The organism is Actinoplanes palleronii, assembly GCF_016862315.1.
In the GTDB taxonomy this organism is placed as follows: domain Bacteria; phylum Actinomycetota; class Actinomycetes; order Mycobacteriales; family Micromonosporaceae; genus Actinoplanes; species Actinoplanes palleronii.
Genome location: NZ_BOMS01000133.1, coordinates 50,224 through 75,996, shown reverse-complemented (window position 1 = coordinate 75,996; position 25,773 = coordinate 50,224). Strand labels below are relative to the sequence as shown.

The window sequence follows — 25,773 nt, the reverse complement described above, 5'->3', positions numbered from 1 at the left end:
CAACGCCGATCAGCTCTCCCCCGCGTGCCGAACTGCCGCTGTGGCGGCTCTACCTGCTGCGGCTCGGGTACCTGATCGTCGGCGGCGGCCTGGTCGCCTTCAAGTGGCCCGAGCTCCTCCACCACGAGACGCCGTGGCCGTTCATGACCAGCGTGGTCACCTGCATGCTGGTGGCGATGTCGGTCTTCGCCCTGCTCGGCCTGCGGTACCCGCTCCGGCTGCTGCCGATCCTGCTGTTCGAGGTTGCCTGGAAGCTGATCTGGCTCGGCACCGACGCGCTCCCGCTGTGGCTGGACCACAACCTGGACGCGGACACCTGGGCGTCCACCACCGAGATCCTCTGGGTCGTCATCCCGCTGGCCGTGATCCCCTGGGACCACGTCTTCCGGACCTACGTGACCGCCCCCGCCGAGCGCTGGCGCTGATCGGAGCGACTAAAGGATGGGAATCGGCCGCATGGTTGTCCGAGTTGCGGCGTAGATGAACGGCGGCGGCTCGGAGACACACCGTTCGATGTCTCTCCAACGGCTCATGACGACCTCGAGCTGAGCAAAGACACTGCCGGCATCCGCTGCCGTCAACGCGACCATCCGGGCGCGATGGTCGCGAACGGCGGCAATCTCGAGACGGTGTTCCTGGATATGTCGATCACGAGTGATGATCAGCCAGCCTCGGCGAGCGACTTCGGGGATCCATTCCGAGTCCTTGATCGCAGGCGAGGCGATCGGACAGGGCGGCCGGGAGCGTTTGTGAATCTCCGCTCCCGGATCTCCGGGGTAGGTGACGTCATTCCGGAGACCAGCGAGCACTCGGGCAAGGCCAAGCAGGTCAGCGTCGATGTAGAACCGGACTTCGGCGGGCTTCGTCTTGCTCACGCCGCGCGCTGTGAATTCTCGTACGCCAACGCCCAGCGGACGTCGGGAATGCCGATCTGGTACATATCCGCGATCTCCTCGACATCCAGGCCGTCGTCGTCCTGCTCCCAGATCGCCTCGGTGCTGATCCCCTTGATGGATGGCCGCCCGAACCGAACATCCGGCAGAATCCGCACCGGAGACCGCGGATCCGACGCGGGCCGCCAGCCGGTCGCGATGTCGCCATCCCAGGTGACGCGGTCGACGAATGCTGCCGATGGCGGGGTCAGCAGCAACTGACCGCCGACAACAGCGACCAGACAATAGTCGGGATCGAGTCCAGCGGCCGTTTGTGCCTCCAGGACCAGCTTCCGACCTGCGATATACGGACGGCGGTCGGCCAGCGGATATGGCACGCCGAACTTTTCCCGGAGGAGGTCGATGAAGGCCCGTAGCTCAACCATCGGCACACGGTGCGTGCGGCGATACTCCCGGAGGAGCCCCGCTTCGACGAACTCGGCCCACGTTACGGATCGACCATTACGGGCTTCCGTGCGCAGGACCGGCTTGTAGCTCCGGCCTCTGCGCTCGCCGCCCTCCAACCAGTAGTGGAGCGTCGACTGAGCTACGCGCAGTAACCGCGCAGCCTCCGCCTCCGAGAAGACTTCCCGTTCCAGGACGCTGACCACGCCGTCATCCTCCCACGCTCACGTCACCATCAGCAGGCCCGGCAGACCCGATCGGTACAGCACCCTTCGGGGCCAGGACGATGTCGAAGCGGACCCGGGTCCAGGGACGATCGCCGAGGTCGCGGCCGTCCGGGGTGGGAGTGCCGGGTGGCTGCGGCGCGAAGTCCTTCACCAAGGAATCGCGCACGCCGAACACGCTGTCGCGATCGAGCAGGTCGTCACCTCGTACGAAAATATGGGTGATCAGAGTGCGCAGACCAGCCGCCTCGACCAGGAAATGTAAATGGGAAGCCCGCATGGGCGACCGGCCGGTCGCCTCGAGCAAACGGCCCACCGGGCCGTCGTGCGGGATCGGGTACGGCGTCGGCACGATCGCCCAGAATCGGTACGCGCCGTCCGCGTCGGTGAACAGATGGCCGCGCGCCGCCACCCGATCGTCGCCGTACTGCACGTCGTAAAGGCCGTCGTCGTCGGCCTCCCATACCTCGATCCGGGCGTTCGGAATCGGCGCGCCCCGCGTGTCGGTGACCGTGCCCTCCACCCAGCACGGCTCCCCCGGCGCGCCACCGGAAATGTCGCCGCCCAACGGAATCAGCGGCGAACCTTCGACGAAGAACGGCCCGACAACGGTCGCCTCGGTGGCATTCTGGTACGCCTGGTTGTTGACCGTCACGGTCTGCATCGACGCGCCCAGCACGTCGGAGAGCAGGATGAACTCCTGCCGGCGCTCGTCGGTGATGTGCCCGGTCGCGGTCAGGAAGCCGATCGCCTGCTGCCATTCCGCCTCGGTCAGCCGGACCTCGCGGACAAACGCGTGCAGGTGCCGGGTGAGCGCGCCCATCACCTCTTTCAGGCGCGGATCCGCAGTGGCGTCGAACGATGCCACCACCCGCTCGGTCAACTGCTGTTCGCGGTCGGCCTGTTCCGCACTCATTTCGGCTCCTCCCCCGCCCACGCGCGGTGCAGCAGGTCAGTGAGAATCTCGGTGGTGACCGGGACCGGATTGCTCTCCGGCACGACCGCCAGAATCGCGGCGGCAGCGGCCGGGATGTCGGCCTCGCGCAGGCCGTAATCACGCAGGGCCCGTGGCGCGCCGACCCGTTCGCGCAGGCCGTGCAGGCCCTCCGGGCCGAAGGCGTCGTTCAGGCGACGTTCGCTTTCCGGCACCGCGGGACCATTCAACACCATGACGTACGGCAGGACGACCGCGTGCGTCTGCGCGTGCGGCAGGTTGAACATCCCGCCGAGCACGTGGCAGATCTTGTGGTGCAGCCCCGAGCCGGCCGAGGCGAACGCGACAGCGGCGAGGTACGCCCCGTACAAAGTCTGTTCTCGCCCCTCGAGGCCCTCCGGAGCCGCGACGACCTGCGGAAGCCCGGCGGACAGCGCGCGGACGCCCTCGAGGGCGAGCGCCTGGTTGATCGGGTCGGTGCGGGGCGCCCACATCGAGTCGACGCAGTGCGCGAGGGCGTTGAGGCCGGACGCGACGCTCAGGTCCACCGGCAGCGACAGGGTGCGGTTCGCGTCGTAGACGATCACGCGGGGCAGCACCCGTTCGTCGACGCCGGTGGTCTTGCGACCGTTCTTGGTCAGGCCCCACACGTTCGTGGCCTCGGAGCCGGCATAGGTGGTCGGCACCGCGACGATCGGCAGCCCGGTGGTCAGCGCGACCGCCTTGGCCAGCCCGGTCGCCGAGCCGCCGCCGACGCTGACCAGCACGTCGGCGTCGTTCTCGACGGCGAACCCGCGGGCCCGTTCGGCGACCTCGACCGGCACGTGCATGACGACGTCGCGGTAGTGCGGGGCGTCCGGCAGCACCTCGTCGGCTTTGGTGCCGATCACCAGGGGCCGGGCGCCGAGCCGCGCCACCTCGTCGGCGACGCGCTGGTTCGCGTCCGGGAGGAAGACCACTCGCTGTGGCAGCGTCTCGTGCGTGAAGCTGGGGCTCATACGAAGCCATTCTGGCCGAGGATCGCCGCCGGAGCCGCACGCAGCGCCCGGCACGGCACGGTGGGCGTCACCCGCCCGGTTTCTCCGCCACTCCTGCTCGGCCGTCCGACACCAGGAAGAACGCGGCCCCGACCGTCGTGTCCCGGATCATCGGGAGCGGACAGGTCGGCTGGTTCTTGAACTGACTGCACTCGCCGGTCCAGTTGGCGAACCGGGTGACATCCCGGCCCGGCGGTGCGGGTGCAGCGGTCAGGGTGAGCGGGCCCGGCTTGGTGATCCGGACCGAGCACGAGGCGCCGCAGTCGGCCTCGCCGCCGGCCACAGTGCCCTTTCCGGTGCCGGTGAAAGTCACGGTGAGCAGGGCGAACCCGGTACCGCTGAGCCGCGCGGCGGCAGTTCGGCCACCGGCGTCGGCGAGGAGGAGCGTGCCGATGTGCCGGCCGATCGTCGTCGGGCTGAACGCCACCCGGACCTGGCACTGCCCCTGCGGGACGATCTCCTGCCCGGCGCAGTCGTCGGCCTCGACCGTGTAGGCGCCGCTGCCGTCGACCCGGGCCGCGGCCATGATCACGGCGACGTTGTTCGGATTGGTCACGACGAAGTCCTGGACGGTGCCCGGCCCGCCGGGTGTGACATCGACGCCGGGGAACTCGGTGCGACTCGGCGCGAGCCGCGGCGACAGGTTCGTGGGCGGCACGGTCGTCGGTGAGGTGGTCGGACTGGCCGGGCTCGACGGACTCGTGGTCGTCGGGCTCGTGATCGCCGGGGCGCTGGTGGTTGTCGTCCTTGTTGGACCGGTGGTCAGGACCGGGGTGGCCGGCGAGCGGCCCGGTGCGGCGGTGGGCGAGGCGGTGACCACGGCGGCGCTGTCCGGGCCGTTCTTGAACGCGGCGTTCACCCCGATGGCGACCAGCACGAGCACCCCGAGGGTCGCGACGGCGAGCGACACCATCCGGCGCGGCTCCCAGCGACGGGCCGGCGCCGGCCGGCCCGGTGCCGACGCCGCGGCAACGGTCACGACCGGCACGGTGAGCAGGCTCAGATTGTGCCGGCTCAGCTCGGCGCCGGCGCGGTCCCCGATCGACTCACGCATCCGGGCGGCCTCGGTCAGCAGAGCCCGGGCCTCCTCGGTCCGGTCCTGGCAGAGCGCCAGCGTGCCCTGTTCGTGTCCGAAGAACGCCTGCGCACCCTGGTCACCGATCGCCCGCCCGGCCCGCGTGCCCAGGTTCAGGATCCGGCGGCAGGTCTCCCAGCGCCCGGCCAGGGCGAGTACCGGCTCGGCGACCCGGATCAGCTGGACCACGGCGTCCCAGCCCAGGCGTTTCGCCCCGAATTTGAGCAGGGACAGCGCGGCGGAGGCGGCCGACAACGAAGCCTCGCTACCCGGATCCCGGGTCGTGAGCCAATCGACGATTTCCCGGGCCGCGCTCCCGGCACTGACATAGTCACCGAGCACGCCCAGGTACCCCTCGGCCTTGCAGACCGGCAGCCCGAACCGGTCGCCGCGCTGCTCCACGAACCCGCGGTCGCGCAGCTCGACGAGCGCCTCGGCCACGTCACCGGTGCCGGTGATCGCCGAGATCAGGTCGCCGGGCAGGCGCACGCCGGCGAGCAGCGCGAGGGCGGCAAGGATCCCCCGCTGGAGGCTGGAGAGACCACCCAGGCTGAGCCGATCGAGGTCGCCCGGCCGGTCGGCCAGGGTCGCGAGGGTCTGTTCGTACGTCCGGACCAGAGCGGCGGCCTGGCGCAGGGCGAGCGGGCGCCCGTGCACGGCGGCGATCAGCCGGGCGGCCGCCTCGCTCTCGTACGCGGTGAGCGGCCGGCCGAGGTCGTGCCGCAGGACGGCGGCCGCGACCGTGTCGGCGAGACCGGGCAGTACGACGCTGTCGCCGTATCCACCCAGCCGGGGCTGATCCGAGGCGATGACGACGGCGCATCCGGGCAGTACGCGCAGGACGGCGGCCACCCGGTCGGTGTCACCGGTCAGTTCGTCGAGCACCACCACGGCCTCGGCACGTTCCAGCAGGGTGGTGCAGGTGCCCGCGGTCTGCTTCACCCGCCGGTCCACGACGTACACCTCGCCGACGAGCCGGTGCAGCAGGTCGTCCGGCGCATCGTCACCGGCGGTGAGATAGACGCCGGGCCGGCCCAACCGGGCACCGGCGCCGGCGGCGATGTGTCGCAGCAGCGCGGTCCGTCCCTGCCCACAGGGTCCGGCGAACTCGATCGGCCGATTCCCGGCGACGGCGCTCCAGGCCTGGTCGAGCTGCCGCTGCCGGCCCTCCAGCAGTCCGGCGCCCGCCGGACCGGCCCGGGCCAGGGTCACCGGGACGGGCCGGCCGGCCTCGGGTCGCAGGCGTTCCACCCGGCCGCCGAGTCCGTCGATCAGATCGATACGGAAGTCGCCGTACCCGATGCTGTTCATTCCCCGCCTCCTCACGGACGGGCGAGCGGCGTCCCCTCAGCAAATGCCGACGGCCGATCCGAGGGACAGGCTTCCGCTGGAAACCCGACAGCGGGCGGGCCGGTACCTTCCGGCGGTCCAGGGGCGAAGCCGGATCAGCTGACCGGCACCGGCTCCGGGACTTTCCGGCGGTCCAGGGCGAAACTCGTCGCCGCCAGCGCCAACCCGAGCACGCCGAGGCCCACCCCGGCCCACGCCGGCGCCCGATAACCGAGCCCCGCGGCGATCACCACGCTGCCCAGGGCCGCGCCCAGGCTGTTGGCCAGGTTCATCGCGGACTGGTTGACCGCCGCGCCCATCAGCTGCGCGCCCGGAGCGACCGCGATCAGCCGGGACTGCAGGGCCGGCCCGAGCGACAGGCTCGTCGCGCCGATCAGGAACGCGCCGAGGAACAGGCCGACCGCGGTGCCCGACGCGAGGGCGAAGAAGACCAGGCCGACGATCATCGCGGCGAAGCCGGTGAGGGTGGCGCCGCGCAGGTTGCGGTCGGCGTACCAGCCGCCCCAGGCGTTGCCGACGGTCATGCCGAGACCGACCGCGACCAGCACCCAGGAGACCGCGCCGGTGGACAGGCCGGCCACCTCGGTGGTGACCGGGGCGATGTAGCTGTTGGCGGCGAAGAACCCGGCGAAACCGACCGCGGCGGTCACCGCGACCAGCCACACCTGCGGCTGGCGCAGCGCGCGCAGCTCGTCGGCGGGTGAGCCGCCGGCGGCGGGCGCGTCCGGCACCACGAGCGCCACGGCGAGCAGCGCGAGCAGGAAGACCCCGGCGATCACCAGGTAGGCGATCCGCCAGCTGGTCTGCTGTCCGAGCACGGTGATCAGGGGTACGCCGACGACGTTGGACGCGGTCAGCCCGCTGAGCACGACCGCGAACCCGCGCCCCTCGCTGCCCGGCCCCATCAGCTTGGCGGCGAGCAGCCCGGCGGCGCCGAAGTACGCGCCGTGCGGCAGGCCGGCCACGAACCGCGCGGCCATCACGGTGCCGAACGTCGGTGCGATCGCCGACGCGACAGTGCCGACCACGAACAGCACCAGGAGCCCGAGGACCAGGCGTTTGCGGGGCAGGCGGGCGGTCAGCGCGGCGATCGTGGGTGCGCCGACGACCACACCCAACGCGTACGCGGTGATCATCCAGCCGGCGTGGGCCAGCGCGTCGGACTGGGAACGGGCATAGTCGTCGCCGAGCAGCCCCTGGGCGATCTGCGGGAGCAGCCCGGCGGGTACGAACTCGGTCAGGCCGATCGCGACCGCGCCGAAGGCCAGCGCCAGCAGTTCCGGCCACCGCCCTGTCTTGTCGGAACTCATGCCGCGGACTTTAGCAACGCTGTTGCGTTAGTAGTAGTGTGAGCCTGTGCACCTGGCTTACCTGCGGGACTACCACGAGGCGCTGGTGATCGCCCTGGCCCGGGCTCAGCCGACGATCGAGCGCGGCACGGTCGCCGAGGTGACCGGGCTGACCCCGCAAGCGGTGTCCAAGGTCCTCACTCGACTGGTCGAGGGCGGGCTGATCGCCCCGGCCGGGGTGCGCCGGCCCGCGCTCGGCAAGCCCGCGGCGGTGTACCGGCTCGTACCGGAAAGTCGTTGGGCGATCGGTGCGCATGTCAGCCGCAAGGCGCTGCGCCTGGTGCTGACCGACCTGGCGGGTGCCGTGCGCGCCTCGGCGACCACCCCGCTGCCCGCCGACTTCACCCCGGACGAGCTGCTGGCCGGGCTCGGCGCCGGGGTGACCGCGCTGGCACCGGGCCGTGAGCTGACCGGGGTCGGCATCGGCATGATCGGTCCGCTCGACCAGGCCACCGGCACGGTCCGGGGCGCGCACCGGCTGCGGCACTGGCACGACGTACCCCTGGCCGACCTCGCCGGGAAGCGGCTCGGCCTGCCGGTCCTGGTCGACAAGGACGTGACCGCCGCGGTGACCGCCGAGGCGTGGCGGCGCGGCGCCGGGTTCCGCGACGCCGCCCTCATCATGGTCGAATCCGGTCTGGGCGCCGGGCTGTGGCTCGGCGGCGCGGTGCACCGCGGCACGCACACCAACGCCGGCGAGTTCGGGCACACCGTGGTCCAGCTCGACGGTCCACTGTGCGTCTGCGGCCGGCGCGGCTGCCTGGAAGCGGTGCACGACCGGGCCGCCGACCCGGCCGCGGCGGCCGCCGTGCTCGGCACCGGCGTGGTCAACCTGCTGCAGACCCTCGACCTCGGACACATCGTGCTGGCCGGTGCGGACCTGCTGCGGCACGGTGAGATCTACCGCTCGGCGGTCGAGCGGGCGGTGCGCACCGAGGTCCCGCGGGCCGACTGGCTCACCGTCGAGGTCGCGCTGACCGGCCTGGGCACCGACGCGATCGCCGCCGGCGCCGCGATGCAGGTGCTGAACGCCCGCTACGGCCTCCCCGACCCGACCGGCGCCTGACGTAGCGTTCCGGCATGGGTCTTGACGCATGGGTGCACTGCCGCTGCTGGCAGGACGGCCTCGTGGTGCCGCCGGCCGGGCCGGTCGTCCTCGACGGCGGGGTGCTCGTCCTGCAGCTGCCCTATCCCGGGAACGCGGCCGCGCACCACGCGTTCAGCGACTGGAAGACCGACGCCTGCCCGCACCCCGGCATGAACCTCGCCGACGAGCGGGTGTCCAACTGGTCCGGGCTGCGGCTGTTCCAGCAGGCCCTCGAGGAGCACTTTCCCACCTTGCGCGCCGAGCTGCCGGACGCCAACGGCGGCGGCGACACCTCCGCCGAGCGAGCCGCGCCGATCCTGGCCGAGCTCGACCGCTTCGAGCGGACCGCCGGCGCGACGGACGAGACCGTGCTCGTCGACGAGGCGACCGGGCGGGTGGTGATGAAATATGTCGCCGCCTACCACGGCGTGTTCATGCTGGGCCCGGACCACCGGGCCGGCATCGACCCGGACGGCTTCTTCGTCGTCGACCCGGCCACCGACCCGCCACGCACCCTGTTCCGGGCGACCCGCTTCACCCAGCGGGTGCTGACCGGTGGGGATGTCGAACTCACCGCGGGCGAGCACCGGGCGGTCATCGTGATGACGCCGCTCGGATCACCTCCCGCCGAGCACCTCGCCGTCGCAAGCCGCCCTCGCTCCGCGACCGATTTCGCCCACCTGATCGGAGCGCTGCGCCGGCTCTGCGCCGCGTCGATCGAGACCGGCAACGCGATCACCTGGGCGTGACCTCGTCCGGGCGCGACGCCCGTCACAATCCCGGCAAATGCCCGATATACCGATGGCGCGGCGATAGTTTTTGAAGCGAAAACCGCCCGCGACACCGAAGGCCGCCGCTTTGCTCTCCTCGTTCCACCCGCACCTGAACCCGATCACCGTCGTCGCCGCGAGCCTGCTCTTCTGCGCGCTCACGGCGACGCTGCTGCGCCGCAAGGTCCGCCCGGCCGTGGCCGCTGCTGCGCTTGCGGTCCGCGCCCGGTTGCGACCGCATCTTCCCGCTTGGGTACGACGAGGCGCCCGCCTCTGCGGCAGCCGCCTCGACCCGGCGGTCGCCCGGTCGGCGCTGGTGACCGCGGTCGCCGCCGGAATCGCCTGGTCCGCGGCCGGGACGCTGCAGCTGGCCGGACCGGTGACAGCGGCCGTCTCGGCGACCCTGTCGGTGCAGATGAGCTCGCACGCCTCGGTCCGCGAGGGCGCGAAACGCCTGGTCGGCACGCTCGCGGGGATCGCCATCACGGTCGCCGTGTGGGGCACGTTCGGCCTCACCCCGTGGACGATCGCGGTGATCACCGGGTGTGGGCTGGCCGCCGGCCGGCTGCTGCGCCTGGGTGACAGCTCGGTGACCGTGCCGCTGACCTCGCTGGGCATCCTGGTCGCCGGCAGCGCCGTCACCGAGACGTTCGTGTGGGAGCGGATCGCGGCGACCGCCCTCGGCATCGTCGTCGGCGTGATCCTGTCCCCGCTGGTCGGTGGCATGACCCCGCTGGAACGGGCCCGCTGGCAGCTCGCGCAGCTCTCCACCGGGATCGCCGGCCTGCTCGGCCACCTCGGCGCCGGCGCCCGCGACGGCTACGCCCAGGAACAGTCCGCGCAGTGGCTGGCCCGCTCCCGCGACCTCGGCGACGACCTGGACGAGGCGGTCACCGCCGTCGACGACCTGCTCCGGCAGGCCCGCTGGTCGCTGACCACCCCGGTGACCCGGGTGACGCCGCTGCAGCAGACCGTCCGCGCCCTCGAACACGGCGTGCACCAGGTCAACTCGGTGGCCCGGTCGATGTTCGACGCGTCCGCGACCCCGCACGCGCCCGGCGTACCGGAGCAGATCGGCCAGGTCCTGACCGCCGCGTCGGACGCGTTCGCCGCACACGCCGCGCTGGTCGCCGACCCGCGGGACGACGCCACCCGCGACGCCGGGAACCTGCACGACCGCCTGGAGACCCTGCGCGACTCGCGGCAGCGCACCCTGCGCAAGGTCCGCACCGAGATCGACGACACCGGCGTGCTGGTGCTCACCGGCTCGATCATCACCGACATCGACCGGATGGCCGGCTCCCTCGAACGTTCCGCGCCCGCCCTCACCGTCGGCGTCCGCGAACCAGGCCCCGGCATCCCCGCCGTCTCGGAGGTCCTCCCCGCCGTCCGCCTGATCTGGCAAAAACACTCCACCCGCTGACCCCCAATGCGTGGGGACTTTCGGCGCGCTCCACACCCAAACCCCCCACACAACGCTCAAACCCCCAAAGCGTGGGGACTTTCGGCGCGCTCCGCACCCAAACTCCCCACACAACGCTCAAACCACCAATGCGTGGGGACTTTCGGCGCGCTCCGCACCCAAACTCCCCACACAACGCTCGAACCACCAATGCGTGGGGACTTTCGGTGCGCTCGGCGGGGACCGCGGTCGACTCTCGGAGGTTGGCTGGTCCTCAGGGGTCCCTCCCGACCTCCGAGACACCCCCGACAACCAGCCGACACCCACCGGCTGGTCCTGAGGGGTGCCTCACCGGCCCCGAGACACCCCTGACAACCAGCCGAGGCCCGGGACCGACCGCACCTCCCGGCCGACCGGCTGGTCCTGGGGGGTGCCTCGTGGCCCGTGAGGCACCCCCCAGGACCAGCCGGGGACTTCAGCTGGCGAGGACGACGACGGTTTGGGCGAGGAAGCGGGGGGTCACCGCCTCGTCGAGCATGGCGGCTGCCACTGCGGCACGGCTGATCCGGCTCGGGAAGACCCGGCGGGGCACGGCGTCGAGGGCGACCGTCCGGTGCTCGGGAGGGCCGGAAGCCAGCGGGCCGGCGTGGAACACCGTGCCGCCGGCAGCCAGGATCGTCGAGTCCGCGGCCACCTTGTCGGGCACTTCCGCGCCCAGGACCAGGCGCAGGATCGCCCGGGTCACCCCGCCGGCCCGCTCGGCCGACAGTCCGGTCCCGTAGGCGCCGAGCCAGATGATCCGCGGCACTCCGGAAGCCACCGCAGCCACCGCCCCAGCCTCAAGCGTCCCCATCGCCACCGCAGGACTCCCGGAAGCGGCCGCGCCCGGGGCCGCGGGACCGCCGAGGACGGCCGCACCCGAGGCCGCAGGACCGCCGAGGACGGCCGCACCCGAGGCCGCAGGACCGCCGAGGACGGCCGCGCCCGGGGCCGCGGGGCCGCCAGCGGTGGCTGGGGGTGGGGTGGTGGGGTGGGCGGCGGAGACGCCGAGGCCGGAGATGAGGACGTCGCAGTCCTGGATCGCCTCGGCGATCGATGTCGGGTCGTGCACGTCGACGGCGAGACGGCGTAAGCCTGGGCGGTCTGGCACCTGGGCGGGATCGCGGGCCAGGGCCGTCACCTCCAGGCCGCGGGCCAGAGCCGTGGACACCAGCAGTTTGCCGACCGCGCCGGTCGCGCCGAGCACCGCTACTCGCATGATCAGACCGCCGTCTCGAGCACGGCGAGCGCGGCCGCGTGCAGACCCGGCGCGGCGGCCAGGTAGGCGCCGCCGCCGATCTCCCAGGGCTTGCCGTCCAGGTGGGTGACCACGCCGCCGGCCTCCCGCACGATCAGCAGCGGGGCGATGTGCGAGCGCACGTTGTCGAACTGCCAGTGCAGGTCCATCCGGCCGGCCGCGACCTGGACGAGCTGGTGGGTGACCGGCACGGAGAAGCGGACGTACAGCGCCGCCTGCAGCATCGCGGTGATCGAGGCGCCGGTCCGCTGCGCGGCCGCCGCTTCCCGGCTCGGCTTCGCTTGACCGGTTCCGACCAGCGCTGCGGCCAGGTCCGTCTTTTCGGAAACCCGCATGGGTACGTCGTTGAGCCGAGCCCCACCCCCCGCCACCGCGGTGAACAGCTCATCGGCGAGCGGGGCGTACACCACGGCGAGCAGCGGCTGCCCGTCGCGGACCAGGCTCACCCCGATGTTCCAGTCGGGCATCCCGTGCACGGTGTTGACGTTGCCACCCACCGGGTCGATCACCCACCGGTCACCGCTCGGCATCGGCCCGGTGCCGTGCTCGTCGTCGTCCCAGGTCGCGCCGGGTAGGGCGGCCGCCAGCGCGGGGCGCAGCACGTCGGTGACGGCGACCTCGTTGGCGCGGATCGCGGCGATCAGCTCGGCGCCGCCGGCCGGGCGGGATCCGGTGGAGTAGCGGGCCAGCAGCGCGGCGCCGGCGAGCCTTACCGCGGTGGTGGTGGCGGCGAGCAGTTCTGCAGACATGGTTCATCACTCCACAAGAATCAGGATTGTCCGGCCCCGATCGGGCCGCGCCACAAGCCTCACGCAGGCCGGTGATGAAGTCCAATGCAATCTGGTTACTCTACGATTTACCCTCATGCAATTGGACTTGAATCTGCTGACCGTGCTGGACGCGCTGCTCGAGGAGGGCAGCGTGACCGGCGCCGCCGACCGGTTGCGCCTCTCCCCGCCCGCGATCAGCCGCACCCTGGGCCGGATCCGCCGGCTGACCGGCGACGACATCCTGGTGCGCACCGGCCGGACGATGACGCCCACGCCGTACGCGCTGGGGGTCCGTGACCAGGTCAGCGACCTGCTGCGGCAGGCCCGGCAGGTGCTGACGCCGAGCCGGGAGCTCGACCTGGCCACACTGGAGCGGACGTTCACGCTGCGCTGCCACGACGCGGTCGCCACCTCGCTCGCGCCGCCGTTGCTGCGGGCGGCCGCCGAGCAGGCACCCGGCGTCCGGCTGCGGTTCCTGGCCGAGAGCGACGTGGACACCGACGACCTGCGGCTCGGCCGGGTCGACCTGGAGATCGGCGCGGACGAGCCGGGGACTCCGGAGTTCCACTCCGAGACGGTCGGTCATGATCGCCTGGTGGTGGCGATGCGGCGCGGTCATCCGTACCAGAAAGGTCTTGATCTGGAAGATTTTGCCGGTCAGACGCATGTGCTGGTCTCGCGGCGGGGGCGGCTCGCGGATCCGGTCGACACGATTCTGGCCGCGCACGGGCTGCGCCGGCGGGTGCTGGCCTCGGTCGGCACCAGCGCCGCGGCGGCCAACGTGATCAGCCGCAGCGACAGTGTGATGACCGCGCCGCTGGCCATGTGCCGTCCGCTGATCGACGCGTTCGCCCTGGTCACCGTGCCACTGCCGATCGACCTGCCGGACGCGCCGATCGTCTGCGCGTGGCACCAGCGCTACGGCTCGGATCCCGGGCACATCTGGTTGCGCACCCAGGTCCGCGCGGCACTGAGCACCCCTGTGTAGCGAAGACCGAACCCCCTATGTAGCGAAACTCGCTAGGGCTATGTAGCGTAACGCCCATGGCGTCACCCCTACGTATGACAGCTGCCGTAGCCGGGGTCCTGGAGGCGTTCCTCGCCGACCCGGGCACCCAGCGCTACGGTCTCGAGATCATGCAGGCGACCGGCTACCCGAGCGGCACCGTCTATCCGATCCTGATGCGACTGCACCGAGCCGGCTGGCTCACCGCGGAATGGGAGGAGGTCGACCCGGTGATCGCCGAGCGACCGGCCCGCCGCTGGTACCGGTTCACCCCGGACGGCGCCGCGACGGCCCGCACCGAACTCGCCGCCCGCCGCGCGCAGCACGCCGCCGGCAACCCGATCGCGAAGACGAGGCCGACATGGGCGTCCTGAACCGGCTGATCGCCGCCTGCCTGCGCGCCGCGGCCCGCCGCTGGCCGGCCGACCTGCGCGACGACATGGCCCGCGAGTGGGCGGCCGAGCTCAGCGCGCTGGAGCAGCGGCCCGGCACGGCGTGGCGGCGGCTGACGTTCGCGGTGAGTCTCGCGGCCACCCCGATGACCGTCGACGAGAGCGGCGCGCCGTTCGGCCGGTTCGAGTGGATGCGGGCCGGCGCCACGCTGCGCTCCGCGTTCCGGCTGCTGCTGGCCGGCGCGTTCGGCCTCGGCATCACGATGGCCGTGCGGATGGCGGCCGGCAGCGTCTTCGAGGCCGACTTCACCGACGACGCCGGCTGGCTGCGGCACGACGTGCTGCTCGGCACGGTGACCGCCGCCCTGATGACGGTCTACACGGTGCTCGTCGGCCGGTGGGTGGCCGCACGTGGACCGTCCGACCCCGGTCCGGCCGGCAGCACCGGCGTCGCCGCCACGGTGATCCTGCCGGTGGCTCCGATGCTGCCGTTCTTCCTGGTCACCGAGACCTACCAGGCCTTCGGCCTGACGCTGCTGGTCACCGCGTGCTGGACCGCCGCGATGTTCGCGTTGACGATTTTCACCGTACGGTCGGCAAGCGCCGGCCGGGGCGCCCGGGCATGGGCCGGGGTGCCGTTCGCGGCGGCGCTGCCGGCCCTGATCCTGCTCGCCGGTGACGTGCCGGACCAGCCGATGTACCAGGTCGTCGGCATCGTCGAGATAGCCCTGTTCCTGCTGCCGTGGACGGTGTGCGCGGTCGTTTTCGGTCAGGCCACGGTGCGGCGCTGGTCCGCGCCGTTGATCGCGCCGGCAGTGACCGGGCCGGCCGAGGTGCAGCCGGCCGCCTCCCCCGGACTGGCCTGGGGGTGGCGGTTCCTGCTGCCGCCGGTGGCCGCCGCAGCGGCGGTCGTCTGGGCGCTGGGCGTCACCGTGCTGCAGCCGCTGAGCGAGCCGATGGGTGTCGACGCCAGCGGCGAGAACAACACGTACTGGGCCCGGGAGTCGCGCTGGGGTGCGCTGTTCGCGCTGGTGATGGTGCTGATCGTCGCGGTCCGCGGCGGGCGCCGGGCCACCGGCGGGGTGCTGCTGTTCGGCACGTTCTGGCTGGCGCTCGACATCGGCCTGGACCGGATCGACCCGACCTCCGGCACAGTCGCCCTCGCGGCCGGCGCTGCGGTGGCCGCGCTCGCCGCCACCGTGGTCACCAGCGGCGTCCCGGCCGTGCCCCGCCCGCAGGTGCTGCTCAGCGTCGCGGCCGTCGCCGCGGTGATGTCCGGCCTGATCACCGCGAACGAGTCGCCGACGGACACCGAACCGCTGCTCAATCCGGCCAGCGCCGCGACCGGCTGCCTGCTGGCCGTGGTCGCCGTCCTGGCCGCCGTCCGCGCGGCCGGGATGGTCGGCCGGCTGCGCGCGATCGTCGCGGTCCCGGTCGCCATCGGCGCTGCGGCCGGGCCGTGGCTGGTGCGGCACGTCTACCCACAGCCGTCCGACGGCCGCCTCCGGGGTGAGCTCGCTCTCGTGGCGCTGCTGGTGCTGGCCGTCGTGGTGCTCGCCGCGCCACGCCCGCAGCTCCGGATGCAGTGGCTGCGGTACCCGGGCGCGCTCGCGATCGGCGCGGTCATCGTGCCGGTGATGGTCCTCCCGCTGGTGCTGATGTCCATCGCCCTGCCGATCGGGTCACTGTTCACGGCGCTGGCCGCCAACCCGGCGGTCGACGCCGCCGACGAGGACACCATCGCGGTCCTGCTGGCGATCCCGATCGGGCTCGCGCTGGGCAGGATCCTGCGCCCGCTCGCGTTCGGCCGCCCGGCGGCTGCCCCGAAGCGCGAGTACCGCAAGGCTTCCGGGGCGCCCTACGCGCCGGTCGGCGAGCCTCCGCTGATCCTGGAGTGACCGATCCGGTGCGGTGACCCGCCACGGGGGTGGGTCACCGCACCGGGCCCCGGTAGCCCGATAAGGGTTATGTCCAAGTTTTCCCGGAAATCTGGTAAAACGGACTTTACCGTCGAAAAATGACATCACGTCTGGCTACCACCATCTCGATCGCACTGACCGCGGCGATCGTCACCACCATCACCGCGACGCCCGCCGTCGCCGCACCGCCCGCCGTCGCCGCACCGCCCGCCGTCGCCGCACCGCTCGCCGTCGCCGCACCGCCCAGCCTGGAGAAGCTGGAGCAGGCGCTGATCACCGCGGGCGAGGCACCGGCGGGGTACCTCTTCTCCAGCCGCACGGTCATGGCCGCCTCCGCCGCCGTGGCCGCCGCGCTGAGCCGCGCCGCCGCCGCGGTCGACCCGTGCAAGGACCCCGGGACGACCGCCGAACCCGCGTCGAGCGGATCCGCCGCCATCACGTTCCGCAAGGGCAAGGACGGCCCGTTCCTGGCCGAGCAGATCACCGCCGTCGGCAACGCGGCTGCCCGTGCCGTGGTGGCGCAGTACCAGACCATCCTCGCCAAGTGCCCGGTGATCAACGGCGAAGAGGGCAAGACGACCTTCTCCGCCTGGGCCTCCCCGCAGGCCGGCGACGCCTCGATCGGCTTCCTCACCACCGTCCAGGAGAAGGGCAAGACCACGCCCGCGGGGAGTTCCTCGACCGCGGTGGTCGTCCACGGTGACGTGCTCGCCGTCTTCACCAACCTGAACTACGCCACGGGTGGCAACGCGACGAACACCACCGAGCTCACCGAGCTCGTCAAGGCCGGCGCCGCGAAGATCCTGAAGACCCTGCCCTGAGCCGGGACAGGTAGCTCAGGATTCGACCCTCTCCCCGAGCGCCGAGCCGGGGAGGGGGCGGACGCTCGTGGCGATCAGGGCGGCCATCGCGAGCAGCGCGGCGACCACGATCAGCGCCTTCAGCACGGTGACGTGGTCGCCGAGGAAGCCGATCGCGGGCGGGCCGCCCAGGAACGCGCAGTAGCCGATCGACGCGATCACGCTCACCCGGGCGGCGGCCCGGCGCGGGTCGTCACCGCCGGCGCTCATCCCGACCGGGAAGCCGAGCGAGGCGCCCAGGCCCCAGAGCAGCGTGCCGGCGAACGCGTAGACCGGCGAGGGACCGAACACGAACAGCGCCACCCCGGCGATCCCGATCACGGCGAGGACGCGGACGACGGCGGTCCGGCCGTACCGGTCAAGAAGTCCCGGACCGAACCAGCGGCCGATCGTCATCGCGGTCAGGAACCCGGCGAACGCCAGGGTGCCGAGCGCCGGCGAGACGTGGTGACCGTCGATCGCGGCGACGCTGATCCAGTCGTTGCCGACGCCCTCGGTGAACGCGAAGGCCAGTACGAACAGCCCGATCAGCAGCGTGCGCGGCTCCTTCCAGGCGTCCAGCGCGCTGCCACCGGCCGACTCGCCGGCTGCCGCCTGCTCGGACTCGTCGTGGTCGGCGACGAACCGCCGGGCCTGCCACAGCACACCCGTCACCACCAGCGCGGCGACGATGACCAGGTGCACGGCGACCGACACGTGCACGGCGACCATCACGGCGCCGACCAGCGCGCCGGCCACCGTGCCGAGGCTGAACCCGGCGTGGAACCGGGACATGATCGATTTGCCGAGGTGGCGTTCCACCACGGTGCCCTGCACGTTCATCGCGACGTCCCAGGCGCCGTTCGCGAAGCCGAGCAGGAACAGGCCGATCACCACCGGGACGACACCGGCGAGCGAACCGAGCGCGGCGACACTCAGGCCGACGCCGAGCAGCACGGCCATCGCCATCACGGTGCGCGACGAGCCGATCCGGGAGACGACCGGGCCGGAGAGCGGCAGGGCCAGCAGGGAGCCGGCCGCGATCGCGAGCAGCACCAGGCCGAGGGCGGACGCGTCGAGCTCGAGCCGGTCACGGACCTGCGGGATCCGGGAGGCCCAGCTGGCGAACGCGAAGCCCGAGCCGATGAACGCGGCGTAGGTGGCCGTGGTGGCGGCACGGACCACGCCCGGCGCGGTGGTGGTCGAGGTCATTGTCGTCCTTAGCGGTTCGCGCGGCCCGACGACCGCATGTGTACGAGCGTACATAACATGCGTACGGACGTACACACCGATTTCCTGTCCGGATCGCCGCGATGGGTTAAGAATCGACGGATGCGAATATCTTCCCGCACCGTCCCGCGCCGGTTCGCCGGACTCGCCGCCGCTCTGGTCCTCGGCGGCACCTCGTTCACCGTCGGCGGCCCGGCGGCCGCGGCCGGCCCGGCGACTCCGCGCTGCACCGGCCACGTGGCGCTGACCTTCGACGACGGGCCCACGCCCGGCAACACCGCGGCGCTCCTGACCGTACTGCGGGACGCCGGAGCGCGCGCCACCATGTTCAACACCGGCGCGAACGTGACCGCGAACCCCGGCCTGACCCGCGCCCAGCTGGCGGCCGGCATGTGGATCGGCAACCACAGCTGGGACCACCCGCACCTGACCACGCTGACCGCCGACGAGCAGGCCGCGCAGATCTCCCGGACCCAGGACGCCGTCAAGCAGGTCACCGGGGTGACACCTGCCCTGTTCCGGCCGCCCTACCTGGAGACCGACGACGCGCTGCGCGCGGTGGAACGCCGATACGGTCTGCGCGAGATCAACGCCGATGTCGACTCGCGGGACTGGGACGGCACGACAGTGGACCAGATCGTCACGAACGCCCGGGCGCTGCAGTCCGGCGGCGTGATCCTGATGCACGACTGGCCGCCGAACACCCTCGAGGCGGTGCCGCGGATCGTCGCCGAGCTGCGCGCCCGCGGGCTGTGCCCGGGACAGATCTCGCCCAGCACCGGCCGGGCCGTCGCGCCGGGGCCGGTCACCCCGGTGCTGCGCCAGGTGCACACCGCCGGGCGGGTGGCCGAGATCGGCACCGGGGTCGGCTACACCTGGCCCGGGGTGTACTTCGAGGGCCGATTCCGGGGCGACAGCGTCGGGCTCGCGCTCGACGACGCCGTCAACGACTACGACGTGCAGATCGACGGCGGGGCGCCGATCACCCTGGTGACTCCGGGCACAACCGTGCGCTGGATCGGCGGGCTGGGTCGGGGCGATCACACCGTACGCCTGGTGAAACGCACCGAAAGCCCCGCGAACCTCGCCGGTTTCGGCGGTCTCGTCGCCGGACCCGGCGGCCGGATCCTCACCGCACCCGCCGCCCGCGACCGGCAGATCGAGTTCATCGGTGATTCCTGGACCGCCGGGTACGGCGACATGTCCGGCAGCCGCGACTGCTCCGCGCCCGGCGCCCTGACCCGCGCCAGCAACGCCGACCAGGGATTCGCCGCGCGCACCGGGCGGGCGCTGAACGCCGACTACCGGATCAACGCGTGGTCCGGGATCGGCATGGTGCGCAACTACGCGGGGTCCAGCCCCGGCACCGACTACCGCACCTACTACGACCGCACCCTGCAGGCGGTGGACACCTCGACGCGCGATCGGCCCGCGTCGTGGCATCCGCGCACGGTGGTGATCGGGCTCGGCATCAACGACTTCTCCACACCGGTCGGCCCGGGCGAGAAGTGGGCCGGCGAGGCGGCGCTGGTCGCTGATTTCCAGGCCGGCTACCAGGGCTTCATCGACAAACTGCGCCAACGGTACGGTCCGGGGGCCGAACTGGTGCTGACCTATCCGGATCTGAGTTACACCACCACCGCGCTGGCCGAGTCGATCCAGCAGATCGTCCACGATCGGCAGGCGCGGGGGGATCGGCGGGTGCGGGCGTTGTACTACGACAACGGTGCGCTGGGACTGGACCTCCTCGGCTGCGACTGGCACCCGTCGCTGCACGACCACGAGATCCTGGCCGGCGTGCTGACGGCGTTCGTGCGGGGCCTCCGGCCTTGAGCCGGCCTTTTCTTCCCGCAACCCTGCGGCCTTGAGCCGGCCCCCGCCATCACCGCAACCCTGCGGGCTCCCGGCCTTGAGTCGGGCGCCTGCTCGGCGGGGCCGGGAGGGCAACCTTTTTCGTCGTCGCTCGGATCTTCGTCGTCGCTCGGATCTTTGCCGTCGCTCGGATCTTTGCCGTCGCTCGGATCTTTGCCGTCGTCCGGATCTTTGCCGTCGGCTCGCGGCCGCGGGTCGGCGGCGGCGGGTCGGCGGGTCGGCGGGTCAGGGCTGGATGTTCTCCAGGTCGGCCAGCAGGCTCGGGTGCTTCGGCTCCCAGCCGAGCGTCTCCCGGGTGTAGGCACTCGACGACGGCTGGTCGGCCGCGAAGATCACGCCGAGCGGACCATACGTCTCGGTCGGCACCGCCGCGACCGGCAAGCCCAGCCGGCGACCGATCACCGCGGCGATCTCGCGCACCTGGTCGCCCTCGTCGGCCACCGCGTGCCAGGCGGTGCCGGCCGGCGCCGTCTCCAGAACCAGCCGGAACAGCACGGCGGCGTCGAGCGCGTGCACGGCCGGCCAGCGCTGCGTGCCGTCGCCCGCATACCCGGACACGCCGGACTGACGCGCGATGCCGGTCAGCAGGCCGGCGAACCCGCCGTCACCCTCGTTGTGCACCGTGCGCGGCAGGCGCACGGACGCGGCCCGCACCCCACGCGCGGCCAGCTCGAGCACCGCGTTGACCGTGCGGCTGCGGCCACCGACCGGGCCGTCGGTCGGCAGCGGGTCGGTCTCGACGGAGAACCGGCCGGCGATCCACGGCGTGCCGGAAACCGTGACGAACGGCCGGTCGCTGCCGATCAGTGCGTCGCCCAGTGCCAGCTGGGCGGCGCTCTCCTCGGCGACCGCGTTCGCGACGGCCTCGGCGCTGCTGAAGTCGTTGCTGAAGGCCAGGTGGATCACGCCGTCGGCCTGGGCGGCGCCGGCGCGCAGGACGTCGAGGTCGGCGAGGCCGCCCCGGATCGTCTCGGCGCCGGCCTTCCCGGCCACCGCCGCGGAGGCGTCGGAACGGGCGAGCGCAAGGACGGTGTGACCGTTGCTGATCAGCTCAGCGACGACCGCGGAACCGATCAGACCGGTGCCGCCGGTGACGAAAACACGCATGGAACTCTCCCGCAAGTGATGGGACTCTTGTCCCATCACCGTAGCACTCTGACGGGACAAAAGTCCCGTCACCTATGATGAACCCATGGCACGGTGGGAACCAGGAGCACGCGAACGCCTCGTCTTGGCCGCTGTCGACCTCTTCACCGAGTTGGGCTACGACGCCACCACCGTCGCCCAGATCGCCGAGCGCGCCGGCGTCGGCAAGAGCACCTTCTTCCGGCACTTCGCCGACAAACGCGAGCTGCTGGTCGCCGGGCAGGAGACGCTGAGCCTGCTGCTCGCCGAGGGCATCGCCGAGGCACCCGCCGGCGCCAGCCCGCTCGAGGCCGTCGCGGCCGGGCTGGAGCGCGCGGCGGGCACGATGGGCCCGATGAACCGCGAGCTGGCCCCCCGGCTGAAGGCGGCCGTCGCGGCCAGCACCGAGCTGCAGGAACGGGACGCCCTCAAGAGCGTCGGCCTGGCGCACGCGATGACCACCGCACTGGTCGCCCGGGGCGTGCCCGGTGCGACCGCGGCGCTCGCCGGGGAGATGGGTGTGCTCGCGTTCAAGCGCGGCTTCGCCGAGTGGTCCGAGGGCGACCGCGACACCTCGGACGACCTCGCGCGGCTCACCCTGGCCGCCCTGAACGACCTACGAGCCGCCAGCGCCACACTGGGCTGACCGCGCGCCCCGCGCCACCCGTGTTGACCGCGCCGCCCGCGCGTCCCGTGGCTGAGCGCGCCGCCCGTCCTGAGCACGCTGAGCGCGCGCCCCGCGCTGAGCGCGCGCCCCGCGCTGAGCGCGCGCCCCGCGCTGAGCGCGCGCTGCTTGCTGAGCGCGCCGCTTGCGGACCGCTGGCCGCGCGCCGGGTGCCTGGCTGGGTCTCAGGGGTGTGTCGGGGGTGTTGAGACACCCCTGAGACCCAGCCGCCCCGCGCGCCTCGGGTGGCGGTTGGGCGTGGCAGCCGCACCGGGATGCGGAACCGGGGCGGCGTCGGGCGGTCCCGGCGGATTTTGTCGTACCGCTCCGGTATCAAGGTCATAGCAACAGCGATACCGACGAAACGAGTGCCTGATGTCTACCCAGCCCGAGATCGCCCCCGTCGTCGACGCGGCCCACGCCGAGCCGTTCGACGCCGCCGAGCACTATCACGCGGCGATCGAGCAGATCCGGGCTGCCGCGTCGGCTTATTACCAGGGCACCGACCTCGCCATGGACGACGCGACCTACGACGCACTGCTCGCCCGGCTCACCGCGACCGAAAGTGCACAGCCCAGCTGGGTGGCGGCCGACTCACCCACCGAGGTGGTCGCGGCCGGCGGCGGCGTGGTCGGCGACGTCGAGCACAGCACCCCGATGCTGAGCCTGGCAAACGTGTTCGACGAGGAGGAGCTGCGCACCTGGGCGGCCCGCCTCGACAAGGTGCTCGGCCGGCCCGCCGCGGGCTACACGGTCGAGCCGAAGATCGACGGCATGGCCATCGCCGCACGGTATGTGGACGGCGAGCTGGTCCAGGTCGCGACGCGCGGTGACGGGCGCGCCGGTGAGGACGTGACCGCGCAGGCGCGGTCGGTCGCCGGGCTGCCGGCCGCGCTGGGACGGCCGGTGACGGTCGAGGTGCGCGGCGAGGTCTTCATGACCGACGAGGACTTCGCGCGGGCGAACGAGCTGCGGACCGGTCACGGCGGCGCGCCGTTCGCCAACCCCCGCAACGCCGCTGCCGGTACTCTCCGCGCGCAGGACCGGGCTTATGTCGCCCCATTGTCCTTCCTTGCGTACGCGGTGCACGACCTCCCCGACGGCGAGGGCCTGACGCACAGTGCCGCGATGGCCGCGATCGCCGAGCTGGGCGTCTCCACCACCGGTGGCTCGGCGGCCGGCATGGCGAGCTGCACGACGGTCGACGAGCTGGTCGCCGCGATCACCGGGCTGGGCACGCTGCGCGACAAGCTCGGCTTCGACATCGACGGCGTGGTGATCAAGGCGGATTCCCCTGCGGATCGGGACGCGGCCGGGTCGTCCAGCCGGGCGCCGCGCTGGGCCATCGCGTACAAATTCCCCGCCGACACCCGCACCAGCAAACTGCTCGGCATCGACGTGCAGGTGGGCCGTACCGGGGTGATCACACCGGTCGCGGTGATCCAGGCGGTGCAGGTCGGCGGCGTGACGGTCACCTCCGCCACCCTGCACAACTTCGACGACCTGGTCCGGCGGGACGTCCGGGTCGGCGACACGGTGTTCGTCCGGCGGGCCGGCGAGGTGATCCCGGAGATCACCGGGGCGAAACTCGACGAGCGGGCGGAGGATTCCGTGCCGTTCGAGGCACCGTCGCACTGCCCGCGCTGCGGTGGCGAGATCGACCGCAGCCAGAAGCGCTGGCGCTGTGTGCAGGGCCGGGCGTGCGGCGCGACCGAGTCGCTCGCCTATTTCGCGGCTCGCGACTCGATGGACATCGAAGGCCTCGGCGACAAGGTGATCCGTGCCCTGGTCACGGCCGGCATGGTCACCGACCCGGCCGACCTCTACTCCCTGGACCTGGAGGCAGTCACCCAGCTCGACCGGATGGGCGCGACCTCGGCCACGAAGTTGCTCGCCAACATCGAGGGCTCGAAGACGCAGGCGCTGTCCCGGGTGCTGACCGGTCTCGGCGTCCGGATGACCGGCCGGTCGATGTCGCGCCGGCTGGCCCGGCACTTCGCCTCGATGGAGGCGCTCTGCACGGCGACCGTCGAGCAGCTGCAGGAGGTCGAAGCGGTCGGGCCAGAGCGAGCCGCGACCATCGCCGCCGAACTGGCCGACCTGGCGCCGGTGATCGCCAAGCTGACCGAGCGCGGGATCAACATGCTCGAGCCCGGCGTGGTGCCCTACGCCGAGCGGATGGCAGCGGCCGCCGACGCGGCAGCTGTCGCCATCGGGGAGCTGCTGCCGTTGCAGAAACCGGACGGCGCGCCGATGACCGTGGTGGTCACCGGTTCGGTGCCGGGCTTGACCCGCAACGAGGGCAACGAGGCGGTCGAGAAACTCGGCGGCAAGTCCTCCGGCTCGGTGTCCAAGCGGACCGACCTGGTGGTGGTCGGCGACGGCGCCGGTTCCAAGGCGGCCAAGGCCGAGGAGCTGGGCCTGCGCATCATGCCGTCGGACCGCTTCGCGGCGCTGCTGGCCGCCCACGAAGCCGGCGACTCCCCCACCCTCGACAACTTCTGACCGCCCAGCCGCAATCCGCGCACGGCCACGGGCGGGGCCGCGGGCGGGGCCGCCACCCACGCACCCACGCACCCACGCACCCACGCACCCACGCACCCACGCACCCACGCACCCACGCACCCACGCACCCACGCACCGGCTCAGGATCGGTCACCCTCCGGCCCTACCGTCACCGGCCCGGGACCACCGTTCACCGAACGGCAACCGCCCGCCTCAAGCCCCCGGCTGGCGCTCACGGTCGCCTCAGCCCCTCCCCGCCCCGCCCCGCCCCGCCCCGACAGCCTTCACCACCAGCCACCGCCCGAACCCAGCCGGCGCCATCTGGCCGCCCGGACTTCAGCTGGCGCTGAGGGCTGTCTCCCCACCGCCGAGACAACCCTCACCACCAGCCCACCGCACCCAGCTGGCGCTGAGGGCTGCCTCCCGCCGTTTTGACAGCCCTCACCGCCAGCCGACCGCACCCAGCTGGCGCTGAGGGTCGCCTCCCGCCCGTTTTGACAGCCCTCACCCCCAGCTGGGCGGCGCGATCGCGTGCGGGCCGTTGCGGCCGGGGGGGTGCGGCGGGGCGGGGGCTGGTCCGCAAAGGCGGATCGAGCGAGGCTGCCGTCCCGGGGCGGGCGGCGCGAGCACGCAATCCGGGACCGCGGACCACCACCGCCCCCAGACGGGCGGCGCGAGCACGCAAACCCGGACCGCGGACCACCACCGCCCCAGACGGGCGACACGAACACGCAAACCCGGACCGCGGACCACCACCGCCCCCAGACGGGCGCGGTCGGGCGGTGCGGCGATGCGGGCGCGGTGCGGGCGGGCGCGGTGCGGGCGGGCGCGGCGCGGGCAGCGCGGTGCGGGCATCCGCGGGCGGGCGCGGTGCGGGCGGGCATCCGCGGGCGGCAGCGGTGCAGGCGGGCATGGGCGGGCGGCGCGGTGGGGGCGGGCATGGGCGGGCGGGTGCGGTGTGGGTGGGGGGCTGGTGGGGGTCAGGCTGTGGCGCGGAGGAGGAAGTAGCGGCCCAGGGAGCGGCGGCCCTGGGAACGGCCGGTCTCCGTGGGGGAGGACAGGCCGGCTTCGCGCATCGTGGTGATGAGGTGCTCCGGGGTGTGGCCGGCCAGCCGGGGGTGGTGGTGGCGGGACGAGCCCTGGCCCGGTGACCCGTCGGCGTCGAGGACGTGCAGTTCGCCGCCGGGGCGGAGGACGCGGCGGGCCTCGCGCATCGCGGCGAGCTGTTGGGCCGGGTCGAGGTGGTGCAGCATGTAGGACGAGAGGACCCGGTCGACGGACGCGTCCGGGACCGGCAGCTCGTCGGCGTACGCAAGATCCCACCGCGCCTCGACGCCCCGCCTCGCGCCCTTGCGGCGGGCCTTGCGCAGCGCGGCCGGATCGGGGTCGATGCCCTGCAGGATCGCGCCGGGGACGCGGCGGCCGAGCGCCAGCAACAGGTCGCCGGGGCCGCAGCCGATCTCGAGGACCCGGTGGCCGGGTTGCACGGCGGCCCGGTCCAGCAGCTCACCGTGCACGCGTCGCAGGCCGGCGACGCGGGTGAAGGGCTCGTAGAGGAACAGCATCCAGTGCCGGCCCATCGCCGGGAT

At 72.6% G+C, this 25,773-nt stretch carries 22 protein-coding genes; 11 read left to right on the top strand and 11 right to left on the bottom strand.

Annotated elements, in window-relative coordinates; all coding sequences use genetic code 11:
- Positions 1-425, top strand: a 425-nt coding sequence (locus tag Apa02nite_RS39480) for a hypothetical protein (protein WP_203829610.1), incomplete at its 5' end; no start/stop codon positions are given.
- A 9-nt stretch (positions 426-434) separates the two neighbouring features.
- Here the strand turns inward: Apa02nite_RS39480 and Apa02nite_RS39475 are convergent.
- From Apa02nite_RS39475 to Apa02nite_RS39450, 6 genes are all read right to left on the bottom strand, one after another.
- Positions 435-875, bottom strand: a complete 441-nt coding sequence (locus Apa02nite_RS39475) for a PIN-like domain-containing protein (RefSeq protein WP_203829609.1) — start codon at positions 873-875, stop codon at positions 435-437.
- Entirely contained in the window at positions 872-1,543 is a 672-nt protein-coding gene (locus Apa02nite_RS39470; RefSeq protein ID WP_203829608.1) for a DUF433 domain-containing protein, read from the bottom strand. The genes Apa02nite_RS39475 and Apa02nite_RS39470 overlap by 4 nt, the downstream gene beginning before the upstream one ends.
- Before the next feature lie 4 nt (positions 1,544-1,547).
- A complete protein-coding gene (locus Apa02nite_RS39465; protein ID WP_203829607.1) occupies positions 1,548-2,477 on the bottom strand; it encodes a hydroxyquinol 1,2-dioxygenase in 930 nt (309 codons plus the stop codon).
- Positions 2,474-3,493, bottom strand: coding sequence for a maleylacetate reductase (locus Apa02nite_RS39460; RefSeq protein WP_203829606.1), 1,020 nt, complete (start codon positions 3,491-3,493; stop codon positions 2,474-2,476). Before Apa02nite_RS39460 ends, Apa02nite_RS39465 begins: the two co-directional genes overlap by 4 nt.
- Before the next feature lie 67 nt (positions 3,494-3,560).
- Complete coding sequence (locus Apa02nite_RS39455; protein ID WP_203829605.1) at positions 3,561-5,918, bottom strand: hypothetical protein; 2,358 nt, start codon at positions 5,916-5,918, stop codon at positions 3,561-3,563.
- A 134-nt stretch (positions 5,919-6,052) separates the two neighbouring features.
- A complete protein-coding gene (locus tag Apa02nite_RS39450; RefSeq protein WP_203829604.1) occupies positions 6,053-7,267 on the bottom strand; it encodes an MFS transporter in 1,215 nt (404 codons plus the stop codon).
- 46 nt (positions 7,268-7,313) lie between these two features.
- Between Apa02nite_RS39450 and Apa02nite_RS39445 the strand changes: the two genes are divergently transcribed.
- The 3 genes from Apa02nite_RS39445 to Apa02nite_RS39435 all read left to right on the top strand — a co-directional run bounded on the left by Apa02nite_RS39445 (position 7,314) and on the right by Apa02nite_RS39435 (position 10,586).
- Positions 7,314-8,372: an ROK family transcriptional regulator gene (locus tag Apa02nite_RS39445; protein WP_203829603.1), complete on the top strand. Its 1,059-nt coding sequence runs from the start codon at positions 7,314-7,316 to the stop codon at positions 8,370-8,372.
- A gap of 14 nt (positions 8,373-8,386) precedes the next feature.
- Positions 8,387-9,142, top strand: coding sequence for a hypothetical protein (locus Apa02nite_RS39440; protein WP_203829602.1), 756 nt, complete (start codon positions 8,387-8,389; stop codon positions 9,140-9,142).
- A 70-nt stretch (positions 9,143-9,212) separates the two neighbouring features.
- Positions 9,213-10,586, top strand: coding sequence for an FUSC family protein (locus Apa02nite_RS39435; RefSeq protein WP_239164857.1), 1,374 nt, complete (start codon positions 9,213-9,215; stop codon positions 10,584-10,586).
- A 454-nt stretch (positions 10,587-11,040) separates the two neighbouring features.
- On the opposite strand, the gene Apa02nite_RS39430 is transcribed toward Apa02nite_RS39435, so the two are convergent.
- Positions 11,041-11,823, bottom strand: coding sequence for an NAD(P)-dependent oxidoreductase (locus tag Apa02nite_RS39430; protein ID WP_203829601.1), 783 nt, complete (start codon positions 11,821-11,823; stop codon positions 11,041-11,043).
- Between the two features lie 2 nt (positions 11,824-11,825).
- On the bottom strand, positions 11,826-12,611 hold the full coding sequence (locus Apa02nite_RS39425; protein WP_203829600.1) for an inositol monophosphatase family protein: 786 nt from the start codon (positions 12,609-12,611) through the stop codon (positions 11,826-11,828).
- Between the two features lie 115 nt (positions 12,612-12,726).
- On the opposite strand from Apa02nite_RS39425, the gene Apa02nite_RS39420 reads away from it, so the two are divergent.
- The 4 genes from Apa02nite_RS39420 (at position 12,727) to Apa02nite_RS39405 (ending at position 16,770) form a co-directional block, all read left to right on the top strand.
- Entirely contained in the window at positions 12,727-13,620 is an 894-nt protein-coding gene (locus Apa02nite_RS39420) for a LysR family transcriptional regulator (RefSeq protein ID WP_203829599.1), read from the top strand.
- Positions 13,621-13,694: 74 nt separating this feature from the next.
- The gene (locus Apa02nite_RS39415; protein WP_232343959.1) at positions 13,695-14,012 is read left to right on the top strand and encodes a PadR family transcriptional regulator; all 318 of its coding nucleotides are present in this window, start codon (positions 13,695-13,697) and stop codon (positions 14,010-14,012) included.
- A complete protein-coding gene (locus Apa02nite_RS39410; RefSeq protein ID WP_203829598.1) occupies positions 14,000-15,928 on the top strand; it encodes a hypothetical protein in 1,929 nt (642 codons plus the stop codon). Before Apa02nite_RS39415 ends, Apa02nite_RS39410 begins: the two co-directional genes overlap by 13 nt.
- 119 nt (positions 15,929-16,047) lie before the next feature.
- Positions 16,048-16,770, top strand: a complete 723-nt coding sequence (locus Apa02nite_RS39405; protein WP_203829597.1) for a hypothetical protein — start codon at positions 16,048-16,050, stop codon at positions 16,768-16,770.
- 15 nt (positions 16,771-16,785) lie between these two features.
- Here Apa02nite_RS39405 and Apa02nite_RS39400 read toward each other — a convergent pair whose 3' ends face one another.
- Complete coding sequence (locus Apa02nite_RS39400) at positions 16,786-18,000, bottom strand: MFS transporter (protein WP_203829596.1); 1,215 nt, start codon at positions 17,998-18,000, stop codon at positions 16,786-16,788.
- Positions 18,001-18,120: 120 nt separating this feature from the next.
- On the opposite strand from Apa02nite_RS39400, the gene Apa02nite_RS39395 reads away from it, so the two are divergent.
- Entirely contained in the window at positions 18,121-19,851 is a 1,731-nt protein-coding gene (locus tag Apa02nite_RS39395) for a polysaccharide deacetylase family protein (RefSeq protein WP_203829595.1), read from the top strand.
- Positions 19,852-20,115: 264 nt separating this feature from the next.
- On the opposite strand, the gene Apa02nite_RS39390 is transcribed toward Apa02nite_RS39395, so the two are convergent.
- The gene (locus Apa02nite_RS39390) at positions 20,116-20,997 is read right to left on the bottom strand and encodes an SDR family oxidoreductase (RefSeq protein ID WP_203829594.1); all 882 of its coding nucleotides are present in this window, start codon (positions 20,995-20,997) and stop codon (positions 20,116-20,118) included.
- A gap of 85 nt (positions 20,998-21,082) precedes the next feature.
- Between Apa02nite_RS39390 and Apa02nite_RS39385 the strand changes: the two genes are divergently transcribed.
- Together Apa02nite_RS39385 and ligA are read left to right on the top strand one after the other, a co-directional pair.
- Entirely contained in the window at positions 21,083-21,661 is a 579-nt protein-coding gene (locus Apa02nite_RS39385; RefSeq protein ID WP_203829593.1) for a TetR/AcrR family transcriptional regulator, read from the top strand.
- A gap of 393 nt (positions 21,662-22,054) precedes the next feature.
- Positions 22,055-24,184: an NAD-dependent DNA ligase LigA gene (gene ligA, locus Apa02nite_RS39380; RefSeq protein ID WP_203829592.1), complete on the top strand. Its 2,130-nt coding sequence runs from the start codon at positions 22,055-22,057 to the stop codon at positions 24,182-24,184.
- 980 nt (positions 24,185-25,164) lie between these two features.
- Here ligA and Apa02nite_RS39375 read toward each other — a convergent pair.
- Positions 25,165-25,764 (bottom strand): class I SAM-dependent methyltransferase, encoded by a 600-nt coding sequence (locus Apa02nite_RS39375; protein WP_373873088.1) that lies wholly within the window; start codon positions 25,762-25,764, stop codon positions 25,165-25,167.
- Positions 25,765-25,773 lie beyond the last annotated feature (9 nt).

Coding starts and splice junctions, on each gene's coding strand:
- Apa02nite_RS39465 (WP_203829607.1), bottom strand. CDS start 2,477: ATGAGTGCGGAACAGGCCGACCGCGAACAGCAGTTGACCGAGCGGGTG.
- Apa02nite_RS39460 (WP_203829606.1), bottom strand. CDS start 3,493: ATGAGCCCCAGCTTCACGCACGAGACGCTGCCACAGCGAGTGGTCTTC.
- Apa02nite_RS39455 (WP_203829605.1), bottom strand. CDS start 5,918: ATGAACAGCATCGGGTACGGCGACTTCCGTATCGATCTGATCGACGGA.
- Apa02nite_RS39450 (WP_203829604.1), bottom strand. CDS start 7,267: ATGAGTTCCGACAAGACAGGGCGGTGGCCGGAACTGCTGGCGCTGGCC.
- Apa02nite_RS39440 (WP_203829602.1), top strand. CDS start 8,387: ATGGGTCTTGACGCATGGGTGCACTGCCGCTGCTGGCAGGACGGCCTC.
- Apa02nite_RS39430 (WP_203829601.1), bottom strand. CDS start 11,823: ATGCGAGTAGCGGTGCTCGGCGCGACCGGCGCGGTCGGCAAACTGCTG.
- Apa02nite_RS39425 (WP_203829600.1), bottom strand. CDS start 12,611: ATGTCTGCAGAACTGCTCGCCGCCACCACCACCGCGGTAAGGCTCGCC.
- Apa02nite_RS39420 (WP_203829599.1), top strand. CDS start 12,727: ATGCAATTGGACTTGAATCTGCTGACCGTGCTGGACGCGCTGCTCGAG.
- Apa02nite_RS39415 (WP_232343959.1), top strand. CDS start 13,695: ATGACAGCTGCCGTAGCCGGGGTCCTGGAGGCGTTCCTCGCCGACCCG.
- Apa02nite_RS39410 (WP_203829598.1), top strand. CDS start 14,000: ATGGGCGTCCTGAACCGGCTGATCGCCGCCTGCCTGCGCGCCGCGGCC.
- Apa02nite_RS39405 (WP_203829597.1), top strand. CDS start 16,048: ATGACATCACGTCTGGCTACCACCATCTCGATCGCACTGACCGCGGCG.
- Apa02nite_RS39400 (WP_203829596.1), bottom strand. CDS start 18,000: ATGACCTCGACCACCACCGCGCCGGGCGTGGTCCGTGCCGCCACCACG.
- Apa02nite_RS39395 (WP_203829595.1), top strand. CDS start 18,121: ATGCGAATATCTTCCCGCACCGTCCCGCGCCGGTTCGCCGGACTCGCC.
- Apa02nite_RS39390 (WP_203829594.1), bottom strand. CDS start 20,997: ATGCGTGTTTTCGTCACCGGCGGCACCGGTCTGATCGGTTCCGCGGTC.
- Apa02nite_RS39385 (WP_203829593.1), top strand. CDS start 21,083: ATGGCACGGTGGGAACCAGGAGCACGCGAACGCCTCGTCTTGGCCGCT.
- ligA (WP_203829592.1), top strand. CDS start 22,055: ATGTCTACCCAGCCCGAGATCGCCCCCGTCGTCGACGCGGCCCACGCC.
- Apa02nite_RS39375 (WP_373873088.1), bottom strand. CDS start 25,764: ATGGGCCGGCACTGGATGCTGTTCCTCTACGAGCCCTTCACCCGCGTC.